The following is a 20,659-nucleotide window of genomic DNA, read 5'->3' as shown; positions in this document are numbered from 1 at the left end:
AGGGATCCTCCTGGCCGTAGGCGAAGACGGTGCCCTGGGGGCCCATGCCGATGAAGTCGGCGACGCCGTCGTGGTTGAGGTCGACGATGCCGCCGTCGCTGTCGAGGAAGGTGCGCACGTCCGTGAGCTGGTCCCAGCCGCCGTTGTTGCCGATGCTCGCCGGCAGCACGGTGACCTGGGCGGCCGAGGCGCCCGGGGCGAAGGCCTGGCCGCCGACCACGATGCCGTCGTTGCCGAAGCCGAGGATGGAGGCGTAGGTGTCGGCCCTGCTGGTCTTGAGGACCTGGAAGCCGTTGTGCGGGGTCCAGCCCTGCTGGGTGCCGAAATTGGCGTAGAAGTGCGGGGCGCTGTCGTAGGTCGGCGTGGCGTAGGTGTGTCCGGCCGCGTCGGTCTGCGTGGTCTGGCTCTGGGCGGCGTACCAGTAGACCCCGGCGTAGCCCTGGCCGTAGACGCTGGCGGCGACGCCGGCACCGGTCATGGCGGCACCGCGCTGGGCCTGGGCGGTGTAGCCCTCGTTGGTGCCGAAGTCGTGGATGATGCCGGCGGGGCCGACGAAGCCTGGTCCGGTCTGGCCCTGGCCGTTGGCGAAGGTGCCGCCGTTGGCCAGGAAGGTGTACTCGGCGCCGAAGGCGAGATAGTCGGCGCGGCGATTGCCGTCGACGTCGACGAGGCGGCGGGGGTTGTTGAGCGATCCCCAGCCCTGGGCGAGCCCGAGATCGGGAAGGAAGACCGGGGAGGGCTGGGGCGGGACCGGGTTGAGGGCCGAGAGCCGCAGGAGGGTTTGGCCCGACCCGTCGTCGGCGAGGGTGAAGTCGCTCTGGGTGTAGGCGCCGGCGAGCTTGAGGCTGGCGAGCGTCGCGCCGCTCCCGTCGCGCACCGCGAGGGTGCCGCTGGTGAAGGACCCCGCGTAGCTCACGCTGAGCTGGCCGGAATAGGTCAGGTTGGTGAGGTCGATCCGGTCGCCCAGGCCGAGGCCGGAGATCGTCCCGGCGTAGGCGGCCCCGAGCTTGACCGTTTCAACCGTGTTCGCGCCCGAGACCGCGATGGACTCGGCGAAGCCCGCGCCGATCGCGAGCGTGCCGCCGTTCTTGACCAGCGCCGAGCCGCTTCCCGTCACCGCGCTCGCGACCGTCAGGACCCCGCCGTTCTCCGCCTCCAGAAGGCCGTTGTTGACGAGCGCGAGGTTGGTGCCGAGCATGAGCTCGCTTCCTGACACGTTGGCGTCGATCACGCCGCCGTTGGTGAACGAGGTTCCCGCGTCGTTGCTCGTGATCGAACCCGTGCCCGCGATCACGTTGTCGACGTTCGTCGTCGGGCCGCTCACGCTGATGGCGCCCGTCGACGAGAGCGTGACCTGGCCGCCACCCGTCCAGCTCCCGCTTTCCTTGAGGACGCCGCCCGTGACGAGGATCGCGCCTCGATTGGCTACGTCCCCGCTCGCGTAGAGGGTGAACCCCCCGCCAATCTTCACGGTCGCCGCGATGGCGGTCGTCGCCGTGACGGACAAGCTGCCGCCCGTGAGATCGAAATAGCCGCTGCCCGCGCCCTGCAGGGACCCGGCGAGCACGTTCGCGCCGTCGAGATGGACGACGGATCCGTCGCCGACGAAGAGGCGACCGCCGCTTCGTTGGTCAATCGTCGTGTTGGACACGGTCAGCGTGCCGCCGGACGTCGCCTCGATCAGACCGGCGTTGGTGTCGGTCGACCCGCCGTTGACCAGGAGCTTCGCACCGGAGACGTTGGCGTTCACGGTTCCGCCCGCCGTGTTGTCCAAGACGGCGCTGATGCTGCCGGCGCCAGCAAGCGTGTTGCCGACGTTGTGCAGGACGGCGCCGCCCTCGCCAATGATGTTGCCGCCGACCTGATTGGTGGCGTCGTAATCGAGCAGGATCGGGCCGCCGCCGGACAGCGTGACGTTGCCGGCGCCGATCGCCAGGGTCGTGTTCGCTCGAACGGTCAGCGTCCCGGTGTTGGCGACCGCGCCGAGCAGCTTCGTTCCGACTGAGGTGAAAGCGCCTTGCAGCGCGATCCCACCCGCTGACGTGCTGCCGTCGAGGGTCGCGCCGTATTGGCCGATCGTCCCCGTCGCGCCGTTGAGGGCGGCGAGCGTTCCGCCGACGATCGTCGCCCCGTACTGGAGTTTCAAGCTGGCCGAGGCGCCGTCCGCCTTGATGATCCCGGAGCCGCTCTGCGTGATCGTGGAACCATTGAACGCGAGCAAACCTGAACCCGTGGCGCTGATCGAGCCGGCATTCGTGACGGCAACCCCGGCGACGGTCAGCGGCGTCGCACCGTCGTCGGCGAGCACCTTCCCGCCAGCCTGATTGTCGAGCGCGACCCCAATCGTGCCGCCACCCGCGATCGTGTTGCCGACATTGTGCAGGATGGCACCTGTGCCACCCGTAATGGCCGCGCCGTCGTTCGTGCTCGAAAGGCGCACCGTGCCGTTGCCGGACAGGGTGGCGCCAGAAACGTCGATCAGAAGGCCGCCGGAACGTGTGTTGAAAATTGTTCCGCCATTGTTGTTGATCGCGTTCTTAAGAACGAGTCTGGAGGTATTGACGGTGCCATAGATCGTCACGGCGCCATATGACGAGCTTCCGTCGAAAGTCACGTCGCTTGCCGTGACGATGCCGCCGTTCACACCGGCGACCACACCGCCCTGGATCACGGCGCCGTAACCGAGATCGACGCTCGCGGTGGTCCCATCGACGATGATCGAGCCGGCGTTCGCGCCTGATCCCGTTTGCTGGATGGTCGCACCCCGAATCGCGAGCGTGCCGGAGCCTTTCGCCTCGAGCAGCCCCGCATTCGTGACCGTCGTGCCGGCGACTGCCAGCGTCGCATTCGCCGTATCGGCGATGATCGCGCCCCGGGCCTGGTTGTCGATGTTCATGAATTGGTCGGAGGACGAAGGCGTCTCACGGAAGATGCCGACCTGACCGAAGCCCGAGATCGTATTGTCGACGTTGTGCAACGTGACCGTCGCCGCGGAGCTGTAACCGCCGATATTGCCGCTCAACGTCACCTTGCCGCCGCCCGTCAAGGTGAGGTCGCCCGCCCCGACGAGGAGGTTGTTGTTGACGAGGATCGTACCCTGGTTGTTCAACGTGCCGAGCGCGTTAACTTCTCTGCTGCCGGTGCTGAGTGTGCCGCCGGCCTTGATCGTGATCGCTCCGAGGCCGCCACTGGCGCTGCTGCGCCCATCGGCCGTCAGCGCGTCGCCGCCACCAGCGGCTCCGAACTGGACGATTCCGCCGCCCGAGCCGTCGACCGACCCGCCGCGAAGCCGGCCGCTGACGAGCGTCACCGTGCTTCCTGCGCCATAGGCGGCGACCGTGCCGGAGCCGGTCTGGTCGAGATTGGTCTGCTGCAGGACGAGCGTCCCGCCCCCGGTCGCCTCCATCAGCCCGTCGTTCGTCGTCGGGTTGACGGTGGGCGTCGACCGCGGCTGGAGCACCAGCGTGGCGCCCGACACATCGGCGTTGATCGTCCCATGGTTATGGACGATCACGTACCCACCCATGTTTTGATAATTGGCGACCTGGCCGATGTTGCCGCTGCCGCTGATCGTACTGGAATTTTCGAGATACGAGATCGCGTTGTTGTCGGGACCGACGACGACGGCGCCGCGCAGGCGGAGGTTTCCCATCCCTGTCAGCGAAACCGTTCCAGGTCCGATGTTGATCGCGCGATAGTCGTACACCCCTTCGACCGTCATCAGGCCGTTGTTGACGATCGTGTTCGCGAGGTTCAACGGACCGGAACTATTGGTGCGGTTGTAAACGCCGTTGTTCGTGAACGTCCCGCCGACGGTCAAACCCCCGCTGCCTTGCTGCTGCAGCGTGATCCCCGAATCGATCGTCACGGAATGAACGCTGACGGCCAGGTTCGTATGATTGTATGTGCCGCGGGTGAGGAGCACCGTGCTCGTCGGGCTACCCGGGCCGATCTCTACGTCGTCCCCCGTCGTGGGCGAATAGTTGCTGGTCCAGCTAGTCTGGACGATAGCGCCGGAGTTCTGATCAAGAACGTTGTCTGTCCAATCGTATCCGGCCGCGCCATTGAAATAATACAACGTCATCTTCTTGAATTCCTGAGCGAGTGAATTGCAGCCGTCCGTTACTCTGACTGATTCCCTCACTACCATGATTATATACCTGCTGTCGACAGAGCACGTCTCGCAAAGAGGAACAGGCTCAAATGATACAACCGACGTTATGCGGATACTACTTAGATGATGCGGGTCGTGTCGGTGCCGGCGTCTGCAGGATGACGGTGTCTCGTCTGGTATAACTCTCGAGCGGGGCTCGTCAGATCGGAGGCCGTGCCGGGTGTCTGAGGGTTGATGCGGCCAGGAGGAGGTGATGCCGATAACCTTGTCCGTTGATCTATTTTCCTCAGAAGCCCTTCACGAGGCCAAGCTGCTTGGGGCTCGAGCCGAGGCTCGCATGGCCGGTGCAGCGTCCTCTCAGGCGGGGCCGGGCATGCCCCCAACGCAGGATTCGGAAAGGATGCGCTGCTAGTCTGCGTCCGTCCGGTCCGGGAGCAGGGTCTGATGCGCCTTCCCCTCGTCGTGCTCCTCGCCGTCCTCCCCCTTCCAGCGTGCGGAAGTGAAGCGGAATGCGGCGGCGACGCCTTCTCCTCCGCGCAGGTCACCGAGGGCCGCCCGAGCCACTCCGGCCCGCTCACCGCCATTCCCGACACGCTCTGCGCCGACCTCTCCGGCACGCGGCGCAACCGGGTGCGGATCGACGTCTACGCCCCACCAGATGGCACCGGGACGGGCGGGACCCCATATGAAGATCGCGGGTCCCGCAGCGGCCCGCGCCGCGGCGACGGGAGCCGCGCGCCGCGCTGAAGGCCCGCCCGCGCCGCCGGGCGCCAGCCCCGAGGAACGACCGTCCCCTTGATGACCCGCCGCTCCCTCCCCCCGCAGGCCCGCGCGCGCGGCGTCACGGCGGTGCTCGGTCCCACCAATACCGGCAAGACCCACCTCGCCATCGAGCGGATGCTCGCGCACCCGACCGGGATGATCGGCCTGCCGCTCCGGCTCCTCGCCCGCGAGGTCTTCCACCGGGTCGTCGAGCGGGTCGGGCCGGAGCGCGTCGCCCTCGTCACCGGCGAGGAGAAGATCAAGCCCGACCGGCCGAGCTACTGGATCTGCACCGCCGAGGCGATGCCCCGCGACCGCGCCGTCGACTTCGTCGCCGTCGACGAGATCCAGCTCGGCGCCGACATGGATCGCGGCCACACCTTCACCGACCGCCTGCTGCACCAGCGCGGGCGCGAGGAGACGCTGCTCATCGGCTCGGGCACGATGGGGCCGCTCGTGCAGTCCCTGATCCCGGGCGTCCACGTCACCACGCGGCCGCGGCTGTCGAAGCTCAGCTTCGCGGGCGAGAAGCGCCTCTCGCGCCTGCCCCACCGCACCGCCATCGTGGCGTTCTCGGCCGAGGAGGTCTACGCCATCGCCGAATTGCTCCGCCGCCAGCGCGGCGGGGCCGCGGTGGTGCTCGGGGCGCTGTCGCCGCGCACTCGCAACGCCCAGGTCGAACTCTACCAGTCGGGCGACGTCGATTACCTCGTGGCCACCGACGCGGTCGGGATGGGGCTCAACCTCGACGTCGACCACGTCGCCTTCGCGTCGAACCGCAAGTTCGACGGCACCCGCTTCCGCGGCCTCACGCCGGCCGAGATGGCGCAGATCGCCGGCCGGGCCGGGCGCCACCTGCGCGACGGCACCTTCGGCTCCACAGGCCGCTGCCCCCCCTTCGAGCCCGAGATGGTGGAGGCCCTGGAGAGCCACACCTTCGAGCCGACGCGCGTCCTGCAGTGGCGCAACCCCGACCTCGACTTCTCCTCGGTGAACGCCCTGCAGGCGAGCCTCGCCGAGCACCCGAGCGAGCGCGGCCTCGTGCGCGCGCCACGGGGCGACGACGAGGCGGCCCTCGACCTCCTCGCCCGCGAGGACGACATCCGCGACATGGCCGGCAGCCGCTCCGGCGCCGTCGAGCGGCTCTGGGCGGTCTGCGGCGTGCCGGATTACCGCAAGACGCCGATCCAGACCCATGCGGACCTGGTCGCCCAGCTCTACCGCTTCCTGATGCGGGGCCTCGCCGGGCGAATCCCGTCGGACTGGTTCTCCAAGCACGTCGCGATGGTCGACCGCACCGACGGCGACATCGACACCCTCTCGCAGCGCATCGCCCAGGTGCGGACCTGGACCTTCGTCGCCAACCGCCCCGACTGGCTGCAGGACCCGGAGCATTGGCAGGGCGAGACGCGTCGGGTAGAGGACAGGCTGTCCGACGCGCTCCACGAGCGGCTGGCGAGCCGCTTCGTGGACCGGCGCACCAGCGTCCTGATGCGGCGCCTACGAGAGAACACCATGTTGGAAGCTGAGATCACCGCGGGCGGCGACGTGACGGTCGAGGGCCAGCACGTCGGCCACCTGCTCGGGTTCCAGTTCGTGCCGGACCCTGGCGCGGAGGGCCAGGAAGCCAAGACCCTCCGGAGCGTCGCCGAGAAGGCGCTCGCGAGCGAGATCGAGGCGCGGGCCGACCGCTTCGCGGCGGCGGCCGACGCCGCCCTGGTGCTGTCGAACGACGGCACCATCCGGTGGACCGGCGACCCGGTCGCCAAGCTCGTGCCCGGCGACAAGCTCTACGCGCCGTCGCTTCGCCTCCTCGCCGACGAGCAGCTCACCGGCCCGGCCCGCGACAAGGTCGAGGGCCGGCTGACCGCCTGGCTCAAGGCCCACATCGTGCGCCTGCTCGGGCCGGCCCTGGAGCTGGAGGCGGCCGAGGACCTGCAGGGGCTCGCCCGCGGGATCGGCTTCCAGGTCTCGGAGGCGCTCGGCGTGCTGGAGCGCGCCCGCGTCGTCACCGAAATGCGCAGCCTCGACCAGGAGGGCCGCGCGGCCCTGCGCAAGCGCGGCGTGCGCTTCGGCGCCTACCACATCTACATGCCGGCCCTGCTCAAGCCCGCGCCGCGCACGCTGGCGGCCCAGCTCTGGGCGCTGCAGAACGGCGGCCTCGACCAGCGCGGCCTCGACGAGATCGCGCATCTGGCCGGCTCCGGCCGCACCTCGATGCCGGTCGACACCGAGATCGCCAAGGGCCTCTACCGCGCCGCGGGATTCCGCGTCTGCGGCGGGCGGGCCGTGCGCGTCGACATCCTGGAGCGCCTCGCCGACCTGATCCGGCCGGCCATCGCCTACGTGCCCGGCACCACGCCGGGCGAGCCACCCCCCGGCGCCGCCGACCGGGACGGCTTCGTGCCCACCGTCAGCATGACCTCGCTGGTCGGCTGCTCGGGCGAGGATTTCGCCTCGATCCTGAAGTCCCTCGGCTACGTGGTGGACCGCCGCGCCGGACCGGCCATCACCGTGCCGCTGCGGCCGGCCGCCCCGACCACGCCGATCCAGGTGGCCGCCTCCCCCGAGGCCGCGCCGGCCGGCGAGGAGACACCCCGGGAGGACGCGCCCCAAGAGGAGGCGTCCCATGAGGAGGCGTCCCATGAGGAGGCTCAAGAGGGTGCCCAGGAGACCGCTCATGGGGCCTCTCACGAGGCCGCCGCCGATGCGCCCGAGCCGGAGGCCGCCGATACCCTGGCCGCGGACGCGCCGGTGCAGGACGCTCCGGTGCAGGAGGCGCCGCTGACCGAGGGGCCGGCCCTCCACGCCGCCGCGCCCGAGGCGGAGGCCGCCGCGCCGGCCGCTCCGGAGCCGGAGACCACCGAAACCCACTTGGCGTCCGAAACCCATTTGGCGTCCGAAACCCACGAGGCGTCCGAGACGCTGGAGGCCGTGACGGCCCCTCCGGAGACCGGCGAGACGGCCGCCCCGCCGGCGAGCGACCCGGCCGCGGAGGCCGCCCCGAGCCACGAGGATGCGTCCGCGCAGACGGGGCCGGACGGGATCGAGGCGGCTCCCGAGACCGTCCCGACCGAGGGCGAGGCGGCGCAGGCCGAGGCCGCGCCGGCAGAGCCGGCCGAGCCGATCCTGATCGAGGTCTGGCGGCTGCACCGGCACCAGCGCGGCCAAGCGGGCCGGCACCAGGGCCGCGGCCGGCCGCAGCACAACGGCGCCCAGCGCCACGCCGATGGCCGCCCCCCGCGCCGCGACGAGCCGGGCCGGACGGAGGAGCGCCCACCCGGCGACCGTCCGGCGGCGGACCGCCCGGCGCGGCCGCAGAACCGTCCGATGCATCGCTGGGGCGAGCGTCCGGCCGAGGGCAGCCGCGCCGAGGGCCGCCCGCCGCGGGGAGGCCCGCAGAACGGCCGCGGGCCGGAGGGGGATCGCGGCGGCCGCCCGCCGCAGGAGCGGCGCGACGGCGGCTATCGCGGCGGCCAGGGGGACAACCGGCCCCCGCGCCGCGAGCGGGCACCGGACCCGGATTCCCCCTTCGCCAAGCTCCTCGCGCTCAAGGCGCAGATGGAGGCCCGGGACGGCGACAAGCGCTGAGGGGCCATGCGGGAGGACCGGCAGCGCCTGGACAAGTGGCTGTGGTTCGCCCGCTTCGCCAAGACCCGCAGCCTCGCCGCCCGCCTGATCGCGGACGGCTACGTGCGGGTGAACGGGCAGCGCGCCGAGGCCGCCGCGAAGGCGATCGCGGTGGGCGACGTCGTGACGGTGGCGGCCGCCCACACGACCGTGGCGGTGCGGGTGCTGGCGCTCGGCGAGCGCCGCGGCCCCGCCCCCGAGGCGCGGCTCCTCTACGCGGACGCCACCGACGGGGCGGCGCCGGGCTGAGGGCCGGGTGACCGTCGACGCGTTGGGACGCCCGGCCGGATCCCCGCGCCGGTGCTTGCCAGCGTCCCGGGCAGGGGCTAGAGCGCGGCGAAGCCATCCGGGCGCCGCGGCGCCCCGCCCCGCTGCTCGAGGACCGACCGGCTCATGACCTACGTCGTCACAGAGAACTGCATCAAGTGCAAGTACATGGACTGCGTGGAGGTCTGCCCCGTGGACTGTTTCTACGAGGGTGAGAACATGCTCGTCATCCACCCCGACGAGTGCATCGATTGCGGGGTCTGCGAGCCCGAATGCCCCGCCGAGGCGATCAAGCCGGACACCGAGCCGGGCCTGGAGCAGTGGCTCAAGCTCAACGCCGATTACGCCAAAAGCTGGCCCAACATCACCCAGAAGAAGACCGCGCCGGCCGACGCCAAGGAGTGGGACGGCGTGTCCGGCAAGCTCGACGCGCACTTCTCGGCGAACCCGGGCTCGGGCGACTGAACTCGGCCGCGGCGACCATGGCCGCGGGTATCCACAGCTTGAACCGATACGGTGCGTGATGCGCTGCCATGCGCGTCGCGCGCCTGAATTTCTTTGATTTTCGGGCCTCTGCGTGCTAGGGTCCCTGTCACCGTCGCTTACGTTCGACGTGCGGCACGTGCCCGGCGAGCGGGACTATTTCTCGAAAGGGCCCTGCCGCATGTGTGTCGGTCGTGGTGGGTTTTTCCTGATCCGCGAACTGATCGAGCGTTCCTTAGCTATCGGTTGACAGGGACTGGCGGACGTCTTCCGGGACGTCCGACTGGCATCGTTTTTCCGCCGGGTTCCCTGACCCGGACGACATGACCCGCCCGCGGCGTGAAGACCGTGGACGGCGATCTGGAGGCCACCCCCGCATGACGACCGCCAAGAAGACGACAGCAGCCCGTCAGGGCTTCAAGACCGGCGAAGCGATCGTGTATCCGGCCCACGGCGTAGGCCGCATCACGGCCATCGAGGAGCAGGAGATCGCCGGCTACAAGCTCGAGCTGTTCGTGGTGTCGTTCGAGAAAGACAAGATGGTCCTCCGGGTCCCGACCGCCAAGGCGAACACGGTCGGCATGCGCAAGCTCGCCGAGCCCGAGCTCGTGAAGAAGGCCCTCGACGTCCTGACCGGCCGCGCCCGCGTGAAGCGGACGATGTGGTCGCGCCGCGCGCAGGAATACGAGGCGAAGATCAATTCCGGCGACCTGATCGCGGTGACGGAGGTCGTGCGCGACCTCTTCCGCTCGGAGGCCCAGCCCGAGCAGTCCTACTCGGAGCGGCAGCTCTACGAGGCGGCGCTGGATCGGGTGGTGCGCGAGATTGCCGCGGTCAACCGGATCACGGACACGGAATCGCTCAAGCTGATCGAGCAGAGCCTCGCCAAGTCGCCCCGCCGGACCAAGGCCGCCGAGGCCGAGGGCGAAAACGACGCCGAAGACCTGCAGGACGAGGCCGAAGCGGCCTGATCCGGCCCTCTTCCGCCCCGATCGAAGCCCGGCCTCGCGGCCGGGCTTTTTCGTTGCAGAAGAGCCACAGCGGTCCGCGCCTGGCGCGAACGTGCGCCCGCGGCGCGGAACCATTGTCGCCGATGCGCCGTTGTCGGAGGCCCGTCGGGACGTCGATCGGATGCGCGCGCCATCGCGCGATCCCGTCAGGGCACCATGCGCAGGGGCTGACGGAGGCGGGGATGGCGGAGATCGCAGGAATTCGTCGGCAGTTCGTCCGCATGGCGATGGACGCGCCCTTCCTGGAACGGGAAGAGGAGCGCGGCCTGGCGGTGCGCTGGAAGGACGAGCGCGACGAGCGCGCCCTGCACCGCCTGATCTCAGCCCATATGCGCCTCGTGATCGCGCTGGCCGGCCGCTTCCGCCACTACGGGCTGCCGATGGCCGACCTCGTGCAGGAGGGCCATGTCGGGCTGATGGAAGCCGCCGCCCGCTTCGAGCCGGAGCGGGACGTGCGCTTCTCCACCTACGCCACGTGGTGGATCCGCGCCTCGATCCAGGACTACATCCTGCGCAACTGGTCGATCGTCCGGGGCGGGACCTCCTCGGCCCAGAAGGCCCTGTTCTTCAACCTGCGCCGCTTGCGCGCCCGCCTGATGCAATCCACCGACGAGCGGGTGGGCGACGAGATCCACAGCCGCATCGCCATCGCCATCGGCGTCTCCCGCGAGGACGTGGCGCTGATGGATGCGCGCCTGTCGGGCCCGGACATGTCCCTCAACGCGCCGATCACCGACGAGGGCGACGCCTCGGCCGAGCGCGTCGACTTCCTGGTCGACACCTCGCCCCTGCCCGACGAGGCGGTGTCGGACGCGGTCGACGGCGAGCGGCGCCTCACCTGGCTGCGCCAGGCCCTGACGGTGCTCTCGGAGCGCGAGCTGCGCATCCTGCACGAGCGGCGCCTCGCCGAGGATCAGGCCACGTTGGAGGCGCTCGGGCACCGGCTCGGCATCTCGAAGGAGCGGGTGCGCCAGATCGAGAACCGCGCCCTGGAGAAGCTCCGCCGCGCGCTGGCGGAGCGGTTCCCGCAGCATGCGGCCACCGGGATGGGCGCGCTGATCTGACGAAGCCCGCGGGCGTCAGGCCGCGCCCGCCACCACCCGCCAGCGCAGCCCCTCCTCGCCGGCCCAGGCGAAGCGGGCCCCGTCGGCGAGCACGCGCGACCACGCCCGCAGCCGCAGGCCGCGATGGGACAGGATCCAGCCGGCCCCGTCCGCGTCGAGGCGCAGGCGCCTCGGCTCGGCCGCCAGCCCCTCCCCGCTCGCCTTGAGGCAGGCCTCCTTCACGGACCAGAGTTCCAGCGCCCGCGCGGGGCGGAGCGCCGGCGGCAGGGCGCGGTAGGCGGTGATCTCCGCCGGATGAAGGAACTGCGTCACCAGCCGGTCCCACTCCACCGGCCGGCTCGCGCCCTCGACATCGACCCCGACCCGGCCGCCCCGCGCGATCGCCACGGCGACCCAGCCGGCGCCGTGGCTCAGGTTGAGGTCGAGATCCGGCGCCCCGGGGAGCCGAGGGCGCCCGTGGGCGTCGCGAAGCAGGACGATCTCGCCCGGCGCGGCGCCGATCTCCGCCGCCAGGAGGTGGCGCATCAGGCCGTGGCCGGCCTCCCGCTCGTGGCGGTCGCCGGGTTGACGGAACCGCGCGATCCGCGCCGCCTCGTCGTCCGGCAGGGCGCGCCGCTCCGGCGGCAGGCCCGCGAGAACCGCGTCGGCCCGCACCACCCGCGCGGCCGCCTCGCCCGGAGCGAGCCGCAGGGGCGCGAAGACTCCCTCACCCTGTCCGCCATCCGTCATCCGCCGGCCTCCCGCCGGCCCTCCTGTCGCGCGCGGGACCGCCGGGAGGCAAGCGGCTCCCGGGACGACGGGCGGTGAGCGGCGCGCGGTCCGCGCCCGGGTCCCCGTCCGGCCCGTCGAGGGCCGTCACGCCCGGCAGGCGTGGAGCAGGGGCGGGTCCGCGTCGGCCGCCTCGGCACCGAGCAGCCCGGCCAGGCGGCCGCCCCCGACCTCGATGAAGGCCCGCACCTTGGCGGGCATCAGCCGCGATCGCGCCGCGACCACGACCGGCACGGCGGGCCCGCTCCACTCCGGCAGGACGCGGCAGAGTTCGCTGCCCTCCGCGTCCATCACCGGGAGGAGCGCGATCCCCTCGCCCGACGCGGCGAGGCACCGGGCCAGCGGCGGGCTGGAGGAGGAGATCGTCCCCCGGGCCGTCACCGTCGCCGTCTCGCCGTCGCGGTCGAGGACGATCGCGCCGCCCGGCTTGGCCGCCAGGAGGTCGTGCGCGGCGAGGTCGTCCGGGTGACGCGGCGTCCCGGCCCGCGCGAGATAGCCGTGCGACGCGAACAGCCCCGTCGCCAGGGAGCCGATTCGCCTCGCCGCCGTCGCGGCCTCGCGGGGCTCCTCCGCCAGGATCGCGACGTCGATGTTCTCCGCCGGCTCCGCCCCGCTCGCGCGCAGCTCGACATGCACGGTGACGTGCGGGTGGGCCCGCGCGAACTCCGCCACCACGGCCGGCAGGACCCGCAGGACCCAGTCCTCCACCGGGGCGCTCAGGCGCAGCGGGCCGCTCGGGCCCCGGGCCTGCGCGATCATCTCGTCGAAGCTGCGCTGCGCCTCCTCCACAACCTGGGTCGCGCGCTCGTAATAGGCCTCGCCGTGCGGGGTCAGCACCAGCTTGCGGGTGGTGCGGTCGAGCAGGCGCAGGCCGATCGCCGCCTCGAACTGCGTGATCCGCCGCGAGAGCGAGGAGATCGGGACGTCGAGCGCCGCCGCTGCCTGGCTGAAGCTCTTGCGCCGGGCCACCTCCACGAACAGGGCCATGTCGCGCAGAACATGCGGGTGAGCCAAGCGAGACCTCCGGGACGAGAAGCGGACCTTGCGTCACGCAGACCGAAGATTGCTCCTCTAGGTGCGATTTTTCAACTCTAGATGCGATCCTTCTGTGTCCCACCCCCGGAACCGGGCGAATCGGAAAAGACCTTTCCAAGTTCATGCTCCGTTCGGCGCGCGGGCGCGTCCGTCCCGCGCCCCGCCGGTTGACGGCGCGGCACCGCCCGGGGCAACACCGCCGCGCCGGCCCGGCGGGCCGGCGGAAGACCGGAGACCCGCATGTCCCATCCCGTCTCGCCGCTCGCCCCGGACCACAGCCCCGACCTGCCGCCCGTCGCGGGCGTCCGCCTCGCCACGGCCCAGGCGGGCATCCGCTACAAGGGCCGCACCGACGTGCTGTTCGTACTGCTGGAGCCCGGCACCCAGGTGGCGGGCGTGTTCACGCGCTCGAAATGCCCCTCCGCGGCGGTGGATTGGTGCCGCGCCCAGCTCGCAGGCGGGGCGGCGCGGGCCCTGGTGGTGAATTCCGGCAACGCCAACGCCTTCACGGGCCTGAAGGGCGCCCAGGCGGTGGGCCTCACCGCCGAGATCGCGGCGGCCGCCGCCTCGTGCACCCCGCAGGAGGTGTTCGTCGCCTCGACCGGCGTGATCGGCGAGCCGCTCGACGCCACCAAGTTCGAGGGCGTGCTGGCGGATTGCGCGGGCCGCACCGGCGACGGTTCGGCCGCCTGGGCGGAGGCGGCCCGGGCGATCATGACGACCGATACCTTCCCGAAGCTCGCGACGCGGCGGGTCCGCCTCGGCGACCGCGAGGTGACGATCAACGGCATGGCCAAGGGCGCCGGCATGATCGCCCCGGACATGGCGACGATGCTCTCCTTCGTGTTCACGGACGCGGCGATCGCCGCGCCGGTGCTGCAGCGGCTGCTGCGCGACGGGGCCGAGCGCAGCTTCAACTGCGTCACGGTCGACGGCGACACCTCCACCTCCGACACGCTGCTCCTCTTCGCCACCGGCCGGGCCGGCAACGCCCCCGTCACCGACGCGCAGGATCCCGCCCTCGCGGCGTTCGCGGCGGCGCTCGACGACCTCCTGATCGAACTCGCCCAGCTCGTCGCCCGCGACGGCGAGGGCGCGCGCAAGTTCGTGACGGTGCGCGTCGAGGGCGCGACGGACGATTCTTCGGCGCGGCGCATCGCCTTCTCGATCGCCAACTCGCCCCTGGTGAAGACCGCGGTGGCGGGTGAGGACGCCAATTGGGGCCGCGTCGTGATGGCGGTCGGCAAGGCCGGCGAGCCCGCCGAGCGCGATCGCCTCGCGATCTGGTTCGGGGATGTCCGCGTCGCCGTGGAGGGCGCCCGCGACCCGGCCTACAGCGAGGACGCGGCGAGCGCGGTGATGCGCGAATCCGAGGTGACGATCCGCGTCGATCTCGGCCTCGGCGCCGGCACGGCCCGGGTCTGGACCTGCGACCTGACCAAGGCCTACGTGGAGATCAACGGGGATTACCGCTCGTGAGGCGCGGGCGGGCAGCGGCGGCGGCAGCTCTCGCGGCGGCCGTGGCGCTCGCCGCCGTCCCGGCCCTCGCCGAGGAGCCGGGACGCCTGACGGTGATCGGCCGGGCGAGCGCCGACGTCGTGCCGGACACCGCCGCCGTCTCGGTCGCGGTCGAGCGGCGCGCGCCGAGCGCCGGCGCGGCCCTCGACCAGAACTCGCAGGCCGCGGGCCGCGTCGTCGCCCTCGCCAAGGACCTCGGCGCGGAGGTCTCGACCTCCGCCGTCACCCTGCAGCCGGTGATGCGCCCGGTCCGCGAGGCCACCGGCGCCTTCCGCGAGGTGCCGGACGGCTACGAGGCGACGAACGCCGTCGAGATCCGGCTCTCCGATCCCGGACGGCTCGGGGACCTGCTGCGCCGCCTCACCGAGGGGGGCGCCGACCGGATCGGGGGCGTGACCTTCGGCCTGCGCGACGCGAGCGCCGCGGAGGACGAGGTGCGCGCGGGCGCGATGCGCGACGCCATCCGGCAGGCCGAGACCCTGGCGCGGGCGGGCGCGTTCCGGCTCGGGCGGATCGAGCGCGTCCTCGCGCCGCCCCGCGACGCGGGTGCGGCCCCCGTGGCCCGGATGCGCGCCGCGGGGGCGGCCAAGCAGGCCGTGCCGGTCGCGGCCGGCACCGTGGCGGTGAATGCGGCCGTGGAGGTCACGTGGTCGATCGCGCCGTGACGCGGGCCTTTGCAACGCCGGCCCGCCGGGTTAACCGCGCCGCATGACCGCGCCCCTGAAGCTCCTCCTCGTCGTCGCCGTCGCCCTCGTGGACACGGACGGGCGCGTGCTCCTCGCCCAGCGTCCGGAGGGCAAGACGCTGGCGGGCCTGTGGGAGTTTCCGGGCGGCAAGATCGAGCCCGGCGAGCGGCCCGAGGAAACCCTGATCCGCGAACTCGCCGAGGAACTCGGCATCGCCGTCAAGGAGGCCTGCCTCGCCCCCCTCACCTTCGCGAGCCACGCCTACGAGAGCTTCCACCTGCTGATGCCGCTCTACATCTGCCGCCGTTGGGAGGGCATGGTGCAGCCGCGCGAGGGCCAGGCGCTGAGATGGGTGCGCCCGCGCGACCTCTCGACCTATCCGATGCCGCCCGCCGACCTGCCGCTGCTGCCGGCGCTCGTCGACCTGCTCGGCCCTTGAGGTGGGATCGGGTTCCGGTCAGCGGCACCCGCTCCCTGCCGGACCCGACGCCGACCGCTCGATCGAAACCGTCTCGCAGGACCGTGAGATGGCCTGTGGGGTACCCCGTTTCCGGGCGCCTGCAGCGACGGCGGAATGCGACATGGAAACCGGCGCGAGACGTCGCGAAGCGTGCGCTTCTTGACGACGGTGCTGGCGTGCGGAGCCGCTTCGCGCCGAGTCCCTGTGCTCGTTCCCGGACCTCCTTCCGCTGACGCTTCAGTCGTCCGGAAGAAGGCAGCGCCCGGGTAGTCGCCCCGGGTGCAGCCCAGAAACGCTACGCCGGGACGCGCCCGTCCGGCGTATAGCGGTCCACAGCGTGGGGAAGCTCCCGGGACAGCCGGGACAGCAATTCCTCCCGGGACAGGCCCGTGCGCTGGGTCAGGCTCGCCAGCACGTCCGGCCCGATGGCCTGCTCCAGCTGGTGCGGGGCGATCTCCTGGTTGGGACCGTGGTCGACCCAGGATTGCGCCGCCGCGCCGTGGCCGGTTTGCTGGAAGCGCTCCAGCATCTCGCCGAGGCCGCTGTTCAGGAAGCCACCCGGGGCCGCGCCCCGCTGGTTGCCGAGCAGGCCGCCGAGGAGGCCGCCCAGGCCCCCGCCCGCACCGCCCGGTGCCGCACCGGATGGCGTGGGCGCGGGAGTTGCCTGACCGGAACCGCCGAGCAGTTCGGCGAGCTTGTCCCGGTTCTGGTAGCCGGCGAGGGCGAGAAGGCCCAGGAGCGCCGTCATCGAGGGATAGCCATCACTCATGGTTCGTCTCCAGCTTGCGGCGGCGAGGGCGGGCCTGTCCGCCTCGGCGGTCGCGTCACGTCGAGAGCCCCGCTTCGGGACTGGAGCGACGCCCGATCGCGTGTCGCGCGGGCGTTGCTCCAGGTCTTTGCTTCTGCCGGATCGTCTTCGACGAACCGGCAGCCCCGTCGTCGGACACTGCTCTAATCCGCAAACTCCTCGATCGCATCGACCTTGCTCGGGTAGAAGGCGAGGTGGTCCTTGATCGGCGCCACCGCCGGGAAGGGCTGCTCGTAGCTCCAGACCGCGTTCGCCCGCTCCACGCCGCCCGCCGTCAGCGAATAGTAGCTGGCGTCGCCCTTGTAGGGGCAGTGGGTCGAATGGGACGTCCGCTCGAACAGGTCCCACTCCGCGTCCTCGCGCGGGATGTACTGCACGGGCGCGAGGCCGGCCTCCCGAAGGGTCAGGGCGCGGGTGGTCTCGGCGACGATCACGCCGCCCAGCACCACGCGGACGCGGTGCGGGTTCGGCGCGATGGTGATCGGGTGGTCGGGACCCGGCTCCTTCATGGCGTCAGCTCCTGTGCTCGGTGGTGCCCAGGGCGTCGGCGAGCCGCATCGTGGCGCTGCCGGGCCGGAGGGGCTTCTGCTGGCTCTCGTGGGGCACCCAGCCCGACAGCCAGATCAGCTCGAAGGTCGCGCGCACCCGCCCGTCCGCGTCGGCGAAGCGCTCGGCGTAGAGGGCGGCCGCCCGCATCAGGGTGGCGCGGCGCAGCGTCCCGCGCCGCTCGCGCAGGGCGTTGGTGAGCCCCATCGCGCGCAGATCGCGCATCAGCCCGAAGGGCGTCGCGTAGCGCACCGGCACCGTCTCGACATCGGTCACCGGCAGGGCGAAGCCCGCCCGCTGCAGCAGGGCGCCGAGGTCGCGCACCTCCGCGAAGGGGGCGACCCGGGGGCTCACCCCGCCCTCGACCTCGCTCTCCGCCTCGGCCAGCACCTGCCGCAGCTCGGTCAGCGAGCGCCCGCCGAGCAGGCAGCCGACGAAGAGCCCGTCCGGGCGCAGGGCCCGGCGGATCTGGATCAGCGCGCCCGGGAGGTCGTTGGCGTGCTGCAGGGCCAGGAGCGACAGGGCGAGGTCGAAGGCCCCCTCGCCGAAGGGCAGCGCCTCGGGATCACCCACCGCGAGGCCGTGGCCGGGCGCGGCGGCCTCGGGCACGGGCGCGAGGCGCACGACGCGGGCCGCCCGGCCGCTGGCGCGCAGCCAGGACGCGGCCTGCGGGGTCGGCGTGCCGCAATCGAGGGCGGCCTCGAAGCTGCGCAGGACGGTGCCGAGGCGCTCGCCGAGATCCGCGCAGGCCCGCGCGACCAGGAAATCGGCGAAGCCGGCCGCGCCGGCCCGCGCGAGGCGCTTGCGGATCAGGGCGGCGTCGAAGAGCGGGGGCGGCGCGGTCATGGTGGAGCGATAGATGGCGTCGAGGGCGGGCGCCCGCCAGCCCGCGCCCGCCGCTCCCGCGACGACGCCGGGAGGTTCGCGCGCGTCTTCCCCTGCGGCATGATCGGCCCGGTTGTTCGGTGCGGAGGAACGCGGCATGGAAGAGGCGGGGCCTCCGGGGATGCTTCCGCGGGCGGCGGCCGCGGCCGGCACGCTCGCGCGGCGCGCCGGCCCGGCCCTGCGGGCCGCGCTGGAACTGATCTACCCGCCGACCTGCATCGCCTGCGGGGCGGCCACCGGCACGCCGCACGGTCTCTGCCCGGCCTGCTGGCGCGGCATGCGCTTCATCGAGCGGCCCTTCTGCGAGCGCCTCGGCACGCCCTTCGCGATCGATCTGGGGATGCCGGGGCTGGTCTCGCCGGCCGCGCTGGCCGATCCGCCGGCCTTCGCGCGGGCCCGGGCAGCCGTCCGCTACGACCTCACGGCGCGGCGGCTCGTCCATCGGCTGAAGTACGAGGACCGGCTCGACCTCGCCCGGGCCATGGGGGCCATGATGGCCCGGGCGGGACGCGACCTCATCGCCGAGGCGGACGTGATCGTGCCGGTGCCGCTCTGGCGCTGGCGCCTGTGGCGGCGGCGCTTCAACCAGGCGATGCTGCTCGCCCGACACGCCGCGAGGGGCAGCGGGGTGCCGATCGCGCCGGGCCTGCTGGCGCGGGTCAAACGCACGCGGCCGCAGGTCGGGCTGACGCGGGCGGCGCGGGCCGAGAACCTCCAGGGCGCCTTCCGGGTGCCGCGGGCGGCGCGGGCGAGGCTGGCGGGCCGGCGCGTGCTCCTCGTCGACGACGTGATGACCACCGGATCCACCGCCAACGCCGCCGCCCGGGCGCTCCTGCGCGGCGGGGCGGCCGCGGTCGACCTCCTCGCCTTCGCGTGCGTGGTGCAGGACGGGCTAGGCCAGGTCGGCGAGGTCGAGCCCGAGCCGCTCACGGCTCCTTGAAGCCGTAGTCGGGCACGCCCTCCTCGTTGCCGTAATACTTGTAGGGCAGGAACTTGCCCGACATGGTCAGCTTCACGCGGTCGCCCTTGTTGTTGGCCTCCCGCGCCATCTCCATGTTGAAGTCGATGGCCGACATGATGCCGTCGCCGAACTCCTCCTGGATCAGCTCCTTCCAGGTGGTGCCGTAGACCATCACGAGTTCGTAGAAGCGGTAGATCAGCGGGTCGGTGGGCGGCAGCGCCGGGATCGAGCCGCGATACGGCGCCTCGTTGAGCAACCGCTCCTCGGCCTGCGACAGGCCGAACAGGGCGGCGGCCTTCTTCGCCTGGGCCTTCGGCAGCTTCATCTGGCCGAGGCAGGCGGCCGTGATCAGGATCGGCGAGAGGCCCCCGATCTCCTCCTGGATGTGCTTCCAGGTCCAGCCCTTCTCGCGCTTGATGTCGAGGAGCTTCTCCGTCAGGTCTTCGCGCTTCATCGGTCTCTCCCTTGATCGAGGTTGCCGCGGCTGCGGCGGGCCGGGGCCATGTCTCACCACCGGTGCCGGGCCGTCGAACTCAATGCTGCAGCTCCGCGAGCATCCGCCGGAGGTGCTTGGTGGCCGGCGTCGCGACGGCGAGGAATGCGGCCTCGCGCAGCCGGCGCTGGGCCTCCGCCCCGTCGCGCAGGCCCGCCGGTCCGACGTGGAGAAGCGCGCCCTGCGCGGCGCAGAGGGCCAGTTCGCCGGCGGCGAGGCGCGCCTCCAGGACCCGCCGCCAGTAGCCCGGATCCGTCTCGAACGGGGTGGTCCCCAGGACGTCGACCTCGTCCTCCAGGGCGTCGAGGCGGTCCGAGACCTCCCGCGGCTGGACGTCGAGGAAGCGGTTGACCCCCGCGAGCGTGCGGGCGACGTCGCGCATCTGGCGCAGGCAGTCGCGCACCAGCCCGATCGCCATGCCGGCCTGCAGCAGCAGCCATCCGGCGCGGATCCGCCGGTAGAAGCCGTCGAGCGGGTCGGCGAGGAGATCCTCGTCCGGCACCGCGACGTGGTCGAAGTCGACCGCGCAGGTGCGGCTGGCGCTCAGCGCCAAGCCGCGCCCCGTTCCGGAGAGGCGCAGCCCCTCGGCGCCGCACCGCATCAGCGCCATCGCCGAGCGCCCCTCGGGCCGGGCGAAAACCGCCGCGAAGACGCGGTCGGGACCGAGATTGGGCACCAGGGGCAGGCTGCCGCTGACGCGATATCCGCCGGCCGCGCGCTCACCGGTCAGGCTCAGGCGCTCCAGCCCCATATAGGTCTTCATCGGATTGTCGAGGGCGAGCCCGCCGAGCAGCGCGCCGGAGGCCAGCGGCGGCCCGATCGCGGCGCGCAGGCGGGCATTGTCCGAGCAGGCGACCGTGAAGGCGAGCGCCGCCTGGCAGGCCATGCAGAAGGCGGTGGTGAGGCAATGCTCGCCGGCCTCCGCGACCGCTTGGACGCCGCCGCGCAGATCCGCCGGGCCGAGCGGTCCGCCGGCCGGCAGGTGGGCCGCGTAGGCGCCGGCCTCGCCGAAGGCGCGCAGGGCGGCCTCGGGGTGATGCCCCTCCTCGTCGATCCGGCGGAGATCGGGCACGAGGTCGCGGTCGACGGCGCGGCGCAGGGCCGCCAGCATGGTCTCGACCGGCGCGGGCGCGTCCGTCCCGACCTGCATCGTGGTCACCCGCAGCATG

18 protein-coding genes are annotated in these 20,659 nt (G+C 72.2%); 10 read left to right on the top strand and 8 right to left on the bottom strand.

Annotated elements, in window-relative coordinates; translation table 11 throughout:
• Positions 1 to 4,084, bottom strand: a 4,084-nt coding sequence (locus tag ACW9J6_RS31750) for a beta strand repeat-containing protein (RefSeq protein WP_457120315.1), incomplete at its 3' end; no start/stop codon positions are given.
• Positions 4,085 to 4,558: 474 nt separating this feature from the next.
• Here ACW9J6_RS31750 and ACW9J6_RS31745 point away from each other — a divergent pair.
• From ACW9J6_RS31745 to ACW9J6_RS31720, 6 genes are all read left to right on the top strand, one after another.
• On the top strand, positions 4,559 to 4,861 hold the full coding sequence (locus tag ACW9J6_RS31745) for a hypothetical protein (protein ID WP_457120314.1): 303 nt from the start codon (positions 4,559 to 4,561) through the stop codon (positions 4,859 to 4,861).
• A gap of 51 nt (positions 4,862 to 4,912) precedes the next feature.
• Entirely contained in the window at positions 4,913 to 8,467 is a 3,555-nt protein-coding gene (locus tag ACW9J6_RS31740) for a helicase-related protein (RefSeq protein WP_457120313.1), read from the top strand.
• Positions 8,468 to 8,473: 6 nt separating this feature from the next.
• Positions 8,474 to 8,755, top strand: coding sequence for an RNA-binding S4 domain-containing protein (locus ACW9J6_RS31735; RefSeq protein WP_457120312.1), 282 nt, complete (start codon positions 8,474 to 8,476; stop codon positions 8,753 to 8,755).
• Between the two features lie 144 nt (positions 8,756 to 8,899).
• Positions 8,900 to 9,238, top strand: a complete 339-nt coding sequence (fdxA, locus tag ACW9J6_RS31730; RefSeq protein WP_457120311.1) for a ferredoxin FdxA — start codon at positions 8,900 to 8,902, stop codon at positions 9,236 to 9,238.
• A 395-nt stretch (positions 9,239 to 9,633) separates the two neighbouring features.
• Positions 9,634 to 10,227, top strand: coding sequence for a CarD family transcriptional regulator (locus ACW9J6_RS31725; RefSeq protein ID WP_457120318.1), 594 nt, complete (start codon positions 9,634 to 9,636; stop codon positions 10,225 to 10,227).
• A 221-nt stretch (positions 10,228 to 10,448) separates the two neighbouring features.
• Positions 10,449 to 11,330: an RNA polymerase factor sigma-32 gene (locus tag ACW9J6_RS31720; protein ID WP_457120310.1), complete on the top strand. Its 882-nt coding sequence runs from the start codon at positions 10,449 to 10,451 to the stop codon at positions 11,328 to 11,330.
• Positions 11,331 to 11,345: 15 nt separating this feature from the next.
• Here the strand turns inward: ACW9J6_RS31720 and ACW9J6_RS31715 are convergent, their stop codons facing one another.
• Positions 11,346 to 12,059 (bottom strand): 4'-phosphopantetheinyl transferase family protein, encoded by a 714-nt coding sequence (locus ACW9J6_RS31715; RefSeq protein ID WP_457120309.1) that lies wholly within the window; start codon positions 12,057 to 12,059, stop codon positions 11,346 to 11,348.
• A gap of 126 nt (positions 12,060 to 12,185) precedes the next feature.
• Positions 12,186 to 13,112 carry a LysR family transcriptional regulator gene (locus ACW9J6_RS31710; RefSeq protein WP_457120308.1) on the bottom strand — a complete coding sequence of 309 codons (927 nt, stop codon included), beginning with the start codon at positions 13,110 to 13,112 and terminating at the stop codon, positions 12,186 to 12,188.
• 261 nt (positions 13,113 to 13,373) lie between these two features.
• Here ACW9J6_RS31710 and argJ point away from each other — a divergent pair, with 261 nt between their 5' ends.
• From argJ to ACW9J6_RS31695, 3 genes are read left to right on the top strand one after another with little or no spacing between them, the layout of a single operon-like run.
• A complete protein-coding gene (gene argJ / locus ACW9J6_RS31705; RefSeq protein ID WP_457120307.1) occupies positions 13,374 to 14,612 on the top strand; it encodes a bifunctional glutamate N-acetyltransferase/amino-acid acetyltransferase ArgJ in 1,239 nt (412 codons plus the stop codon).
• The gene (locus ACW9J6_RS31700) at positions 14,609 to 15,316 is read left to right on the top strand and encodes an SIMPL domain-containing protein (protein WP_457120306.1); all 708 of its coding nucleotides are present in this window, start codon (positions 14,609 to 14,611) and stop codon (positions 15,314 to 15,316) included. Before argJ ends, ACW9J6_RS31700 begins: the two co-directional genes overlap by 4 nt.
• Before the next feature lie 43 nt (positions 15,317 to 15,359).
• Positions 15,360 to 15,776 carry a (deoxy)nucleoside triphosphate pyrophosphohydrolase gene (locus ACW9J6_RS31695; RefSeq protein WP_457120305.1) on the top strand — a complete coding sequence of 139 codons (417 nt, stop codon included), beginning with the start codon at positions 15,360 to 15,362 and terminating at the stop codon, positions 15,774 to 15,776.
• Positions 15,777 to 16,092: 316 nt separating this feature from the next.
• Here the strand turns inward: ACW9J6_RS31695 and ACW9J6_RS31690 are convergent, their stop codons facing one another.
• From ACW9J6_RS31690 to ACW9J6_RS31680, 3 genes are all read right to left on the bottom strand, one after another.
• Positions 16,093 to 16,566, bottom strand: coding sequence for a YidB family protein (locus ACW9J6_RS31690; RefSeq protein ID WP_457120304.1), 474 nt, complete (start codon positions 16,564 to 16,566; stop codon positions 16,093 to 16,095).
• A gap of 182 nt (positions 16,567 to 16,748) precedes the next feature.
• A complete protein-coding gene (locus ACW9J6_RS31685; RefSeq protein WP_457120303.1) occupies positions 16,749 to 17,114 on the bottom strand; it encodes a DUF427 domain-containing protein in 366 nt (121 codons plus the stop codon).
• 4 nt (positions 17,115 to 17,118) lie between these two features.
• Positions 17,119 to 17,997: a methyltransferase domain-containing protein gene (locus ACW9J6_RS31680; RefSeq protein WP_457120317.1), complete on the bottom strand. Its 879-nt coding sequence runs from the start codon at positions 17,995 to 17,997 to the stop codon at positions 17,119 to 17,121.
• A 160-nt stretch (positions 17,998 to 18,157) separates the two neighbouring features.
• Here ACW9J6_RS31680 and ACW9J6_RS31675 point away from each other — a divergent pair, with 160 nt between their 5' ends.
• On the top strand, positions 18,158 to 18,976 hold the full coding sequence (locus ACW9J6_RS31675; RefSeq protein WP_457120316.1) for a ComF family protein: 819 nt from the start codon (positions 18,158 to 18,160) through the stop codon (positions 18,974 to 18,976).
• Here the strand turns inward: ACW9J6_RS31675 and cynS are convergent.
• Both cynS and ACW9J6_RS31665 read right to left on the bottom strand, forming a co-directional pair.
• Positions 18,963 to 19,451: a cyanase gene (gene cynS, locus ACW9J6_RS31670; protein ID WP_457120302.1), complete on the bottom strand. Its 489-nt coding sequence runs from the start codon at positions 19,449 to 19,451 to the stop codon at positions 18,963 to 18,965. The genes ACW9J6_RS31675 and cynS overlap by 14 nt on opposite strands.
• Before the next feature lie 79 nt (positions 19,452 to 19,530).
• On the bottom strand, positions 19,531 to 20,658 hold the full coding sequence (locus tag ACW9J6_RS31665) for an acyl-CoA dehydrogenase family protein (RefSeq protein ID WP_457120301.1): 1,128 nt from the start codon (positions 20,656 to 20,658) through the stop codon (positions 19,531 to 19,533).
• Position 20,659: the final 1 nt, after the last annotated feature.

The organism is Methylobacterium sp. JK268 (assembly GCF_054052225.1).
This window is presented reverse-complemented; position numbering and strand designations above follow the sequence as displayed.